This window comes from Nodosilinea sp. LEGE 07298 (assembly GCF_015207265.1).
Lineage (GTDB): Bacteria > Cyanobacteriota > Cyanobacteriia > Phormidesmidales > Phormidesmidaceae > Nodosilinea.
Map to the genome: position 1 here is coordinate 1 of NZ_JADEXE010000422.1, position 4594 is coordinate 4594.

Consider the following 4594-nt stretch of genomic DNA (forward strand, 5'->3'; position numbering starts at 1 on the left):
ATCGCCTCCAGGGCCACCTGGTTCCACCGCACAACCACGGTGGGAGAGACTAGAGGCGAAGGTTGAACCGACTTCTTCTGAAGTGTACCGGGCATGGCTATGGTCTCCTTAAAGTTGAAGCGTTGGAGTCAATATTCGATACAAGCAAGTGCTCACAGCCCCTAGCCCGATGACAGTACAGGTTCGCAGCGGCTCCTCATCTGCAAGGGTGAGGACCTGTCATCTGACCTGAGGTGCAGCAACTGTAAGCGGGGCGCGTGTCATTCTGATGTCAGACCTGTGGTGAAGGGGTGGCAGTGCTTTCACCTCCGCCCTGGTTGCCCTGAGGTACGGGGTAGTGACTGAAGAAAACTGCTACAGGTTCGTCATTGGGCCGTCACATGGCTTCTGTAACCTCTGGCTAGCCAGACCGGTGGCGTTGTTTAGCGCCCGTAGCAAGGAAGCCATGAAGCAAGACAAACTCGGGCTGGATCGAATTATCTTCTTTAGCGATGCGGTATTTGCCATTGCCATCACGCTGCTATCCCTCGATCTAAGGCTCCCGGCCACTGCCGCCGCCGCGCACATCTCCAGTGATTTAGTTCATCTGTGGCCCAACTATCAGAGCTATATCACCAGCTTTGGGGTAATTGGCCTGTACTGGATCAGTCATCACCACTACTTTCGGTTTATTCGCCGCTACGACTACACCTTTGTGACCCTCAATGTGGGGCTGCTGATGTGCATAACGTCACTGCCCTTTGCCACCTCGGTGCTAGATCACTACGGTGACCATCGCAGTGCCGTGATGTTTTATGCCCTCAGTATGGCCATCACCGGCCTGGTGAAAACTCTGCTGTGGGGCTATGCCGTCTATGACCACCGCCTGATTTCCCCCTACCTGTCGCCCCGACGGATTCGACGGCTCACCCGCCGGGCCATGATTCCGCCGCTGGTGTTTCTGCTGTCGATCGGTTTGGCGATGGTGAACCTGGAGCTAGCCAAGCTGAGCTGGGGGGCGATCGCGCTGATGTTGTATTAGCCTGTTGATTGGGGTGAGAGCAGGGCTGGTGGGGGCCAGGATCATCGGCGTCGCTTGGGTGCAGATGGCCCGCGACGGGGCGATCGCCCGTGGGTGCGTCTGGCCTGCCACAGATGCAGCGCTGAGGGGGCCACAGAAATCACCACAATGCCCGCCACGATGGGCAGCAGATAGCGATCGACATTGGGAATCACATTACCCAGAAAAAAGCCCAGCAGCGTCAGGCTCACCGTCCACAGCAGCCCACCCACCAGGTTATAGCCCCAAAAAGTGGGGTAGTGCATAGCCCCCATGCCCGCCGTAATGGGCGTAAAGGTGCGAATGACGGGCATAAACCGGGCCAGCACCAGGGCCTTGCCACCGTGGCGCTCAAAAAAGCGCTGGGCCTTGATCAAATGGTCTTTGTGAAACAGCCAGGAGTCTTCGCGGTTAAACAGCTGGCGACCGAAGCGGTGCCCAGTCACATAGCCCACATTGTCGCCTGCCACCGCTGCCACTGCCGCCCCGGCAATGAGTAGCCAGGGGTTGAGCAAATTTTGGGAAGCCAAAAAACCCGCCGTAAACAGCAGACTATCGCCCGGCAAAAAGAACCCGATCAGCAGCCCTGACTCTGCAAAGATCATTGCCCACACCCCCAGGTATCCCATCGATTGAATCAGAGTAGGCAGGTCGTTGTGCATAGGGCGGTTGCTAAAGAAAGGAAACAACGCAGGGCTAGGGAGACCCTAAACGACACCATAGGCAGGCCGTGTGTCAAGGTAATGTCAAACCTATGATGATTTAGCTCAAGGTGCTGCCCTAGCCGTTGGTTCAGCGACTCAAAGCAAAAGCGCCATGACTAAGCAGATCAACACTGCACAGAGCGAGAGCGAAAACAGGAGCAAATGGCCCACCCGACGGCTAAAAATTCCGATCGTCAGGACAACCACCACAAAGAGCAAGGCAGCCAAAATATAGATATCGTTTTCTGCCGCCTGGTCAATGAGAGGATCTTGGGTATCGACACGGCCATCAGACAGGCCGGTGGCCAAGTGCATCAGCCTTAGCATCATAGAGTTGCCCTATTTTTATCTGTTGTATCTGGCCGTTAAACCCTATGGTTAGCGATCTATGGATACCCGACATCTCGATTCTGGAAAAGATTGTACGCCCGATTTTGGTGTATTTCTTTCTGCTGATCGCCCTGCGGCTGGGGGGCAAGCGCGAACTGGGCCAGCTCACCGGCTTTGACCTGGTGGTGCTGCTGATGCTCTCTAACGCGGTGCAAAACGCCATCATTGGCAACGATAACTCGGTCACGGGGGGCCTGATTGGGGCAACGGCCCTGCTGATGACCAATTATTGGGTGGTGCGCCTGGCCCATCGCTACCCGCGCATTGAGCGGCTGGTCGAAGGCCGACCCGCCCTGCTGCTCTTAGACGGGCAGATCAAGACTGAAAACCTAGACAAAGAACTGATCAGCGAGGCAGAATTCCGCACGGTGCTGCGGCGACAGGGGTTTGAAGATTTGGCCGAAGTGAAGGCCGCCATCCTAGAAACCAGCGGCAGCCTCACCGTTGAACGAGAGACAGATTTACCCACCCCAGTAGAAGCTGAGCTGCTCCGGCGGCTAGAGCACATTGAACAGCAGTTGCAGCGGTTATCTCACCCGCTGACGTGAATACGGGGTCGCCTCAGCGGGTCGGGTTCGGCCTTGCGCAGCACTTTGCGGGTGACCAGGGGCACATCGCCCTCGCCGAACAGAACAAAGCGCAGCAGGTATTTCATCGGGTTGCCCTCCACCCATTCGAAGTAAACGTGGGGCAGGGTGCCGGTCTGGTCGCGCAGGTAGAGCAGCAGGGCAGCGATCGCATTGGGCACCGCCGAACTCTGCACTCGCAAAATGGGGTAACCGCCCACCTCAACCCCTTTGACCTGAATCACATCGATAAACACCGAGGCATCAAACACCTGCACTTCCAGAAAGATCATCGGCTGGGGGGTGGGCAGGTGGCTGTCCTCCCGCACCTGCTGCTCCTTGAGCTGATACTCCAGGGCGGCTTCCCCCTTTTCTCGGCGGTGGGCAATCAGCCGCACCGGCTGATCTTGAAACTGGGCAATCAGCGCCTGGGCGGTCTCATCCAGTTCGACCCCGGTGACCCGCAGCTCCGTGGAGCGAAACACCCGCGACACCATCGAGGTGACAATGATGGCGGTAATAAAGAACGCCGCAATGCGAATGCCGTCGGGCCGCTCAAAAACGTTGGCAATGGTGGTGTAGAAAAACACCAGAGCAACTAGCCCAAAGGCGATCGCCCCCCATTTTGCCCCCCGCCGATGGGCCGCGAGGGTGACCGCCACCGCCGCCGAGCTCATCAGCACCAACACGCCCGTGGCGTAGGCACCCCCCTGGGCTTCAACACTGGCATCAAAGATTAGGGTGACGGTGAAGGCGATCGCTGTAAACACGAGCACCAGGGGCCGCACCGCACCGGCCCACTCCGGGGCCATGCCATAGCGGGGCAGGTAGCGGGGCACCAGATTCAGCAGCCCCGCCATCGCTGAAGCCCCGGCAAACCAGAGAATGGCGATCGTGCTGAGGTCGTACACCGTGCCAAACCCGTTGCCCAAATACTGATGGGCCAGGTAGGCCAGCGCCCGCCCGTTGGCCTGCCCCCCGGTCTGAAACGCCGCCGCCGGAATCAGCACCGTGGTGACAACGCTGCTGGTGAGCAGAAAAAAGCTCATGATCACCGCCGCCGTGGTTAGCAGTCGGTGGGTGTTGCGAATGCGTCCCATGGGCAGCGTTTCGGTGTCGGCGGGGCCGCCTTCTACTAAGGGCATTAACGCCACCCCCGTTTCAAACCCCGACAGGCCCAGGGCTAGCTTGGGGAATAGCAGCACTGCCACCCCCAGCATGCGCCAGGGGCTAGTCACGGTCAGTGCCGCTTGCCAATTGCCCAACAGCGTCGGTTGTTGCAGCATCTGATAGCCCCCCACCCCAATCACCACCAGGTTGAGGGTCAAATAGATCGCCACCAGGGCCACCGCCAGCCCAATCGCCTCCTGAAATCCTTTCAGAAAAATCGCCGCCAGTAGGGCAATCAAAACCAGGGTGAGGGGCACCATCTGCCCCTGCAAAACCCCTGAGAGCAGTGGATTTTCTACCAGGTGGGCGGTGGCATCGGCGGCTGAGAGGGTAATGGTGATAATAAAGTCGGTGCAGGCAAACCCCAGCAGCACCAGCACAAACAGCTTGCCCTGCCAGCGGGGCAGCAGCCGCTCTAGCATGGCGATCGAGCCTTCGCCGTGGGGGCTGAGCTTCGCCACCTGGCGGTAGATCGGCAGCGCCCCAAACAGCGTCACCAGCACCAAAATCAGCGTCGCCAGGGGCGATAGTGCCCCCGCCGCCAGGGCGGCAATGCCCGGCTGGTAGCCCAGGGTTGAGAAGTAATCGACCCCGGTGAGGCACATCACCTGCCACCAGGGATGTTTGAACTGATGTTCGTCGGCTTGGTTGCGGTCCGGGTTGAGCAGCCAGTGGGCGAGGTAGCGGCGGTGCTGCTGGGGCGAAATGATGGGGCTAACCATGGG

5 protein-coding genes are annotated in these 4594 nt (G+C 58.9%); 2 read left to right on the plus strand and 3 right to left on the minus strand.

The features are described from left to right. Positions 1–445: 445 nt before the first annotated feature. Positions 446–1021 (plus strand): TMEM175 family protein, encoded by a 576-nt coding sequence (locus tag IQ273_RS30825; protein ID WP_194026908.1) that lies wholly within the window; start codon positions 446–448, stop codon positions 1019–1021. Positions 1022–1062: 41 nt separating this feature from the next. Here IQ273_RS30825 and IQ273_RS30830 read toward each other — a convergent pair whose 3' ends face one another. Both IQ273_RS30830 and IQ273_RS30835 read right to left on the minus strand, forming a co-directional pair. After that, positions 1063–1701 (minus strand): DedA family protein, encoded by a 639-nt coding sequence (locus IQ273_RS30830; protein WP_194026905.1) that lies wholly within the window; start codon positions 1699–1701, stop codon positions 1063–1065. A gap of 138 nt (positions 1702–1839) precedes the next feature. Beyond that, the gene (locus IQ273_RS30835) at positions 1840–2073 is read right to left on the minus strand and encodes a hypothetical protein (protein WP_194026906.1); all 234 of its coding nucleotides are present in this window, start codon (positions 2071–2073) and stop codon (positions 1840–1842) included. Positions 2074–2117: 44 nt separating this feature from the next. Between IQ273_RS30835 and IQ273_RS30840 the strand changes: the two genes are divergently transcribed. Beyond that, entirely contained in the window at positions 2118–2681 is a 564-nt protein-coding gene (locus IQ273_RS30840) for a DUF421 domain-containing protein (RefSeq protein WP_194026907.1), read from the plus strand. Here the strand turns inward: IQ273_RS30840 and IQ273_RS30845 are convergent. After that, positions 2666–4591 carry an APC family permease gene (locus IQ273_RS30845; protein ID WP_194026909.1) on the minus strand — a complete coding sequence of 642 codons (1926 nt, stop codon included), beginning with the start codon at positions 4589–4591 and terminating at the stop codon, positions 2666–2668. The two genes, IQ273_RS30840 and IQ273_RS30845, sit on opposite strands and share 16 nt — an antisense overlap. Positions 4592–4594: the final 3 nt, after the last annotated feature.

Bases quoted from the DNA above. Each gene is read 5' to 3' on its own strand.
- IQ273_RS30825 (WP_194026908.1), top strand. From the start codon at position 446: ATGAAGCAAGACAAACTCGGGCTGGATCGAATTATCTTCTTTAGCGAT.
- IQ273_RS30830 (WP_194026905.1), bottom strand. From the start codon at position 1,701: ATGCACAACGACCTGCCTACTCTGATTCAATCGATGGGATACCTGGGG.
- IQ273_RS30845 (WP_194026909.1), bottom strand. From the start codon at position 4,591: ATGGTTAGCCCCATCATTTCGCCCCAGCAGCACCGCCGCTACCTCGCC.
- IQ273_RS30840 (WP_194026907.1), top strand. From the start codon at position 2,118: ATGGTTAGCGATCTATGGATACCCGACATCTCGATTCTGGAAAAGATT.
- IQ273_RS30835 (WP_194026906.1), bottom strand. From the start codon at position 2,073: ATGATGCTAAGGCTGATGCACTTGGCCACCGGCCTGTCTGATGGCCGT.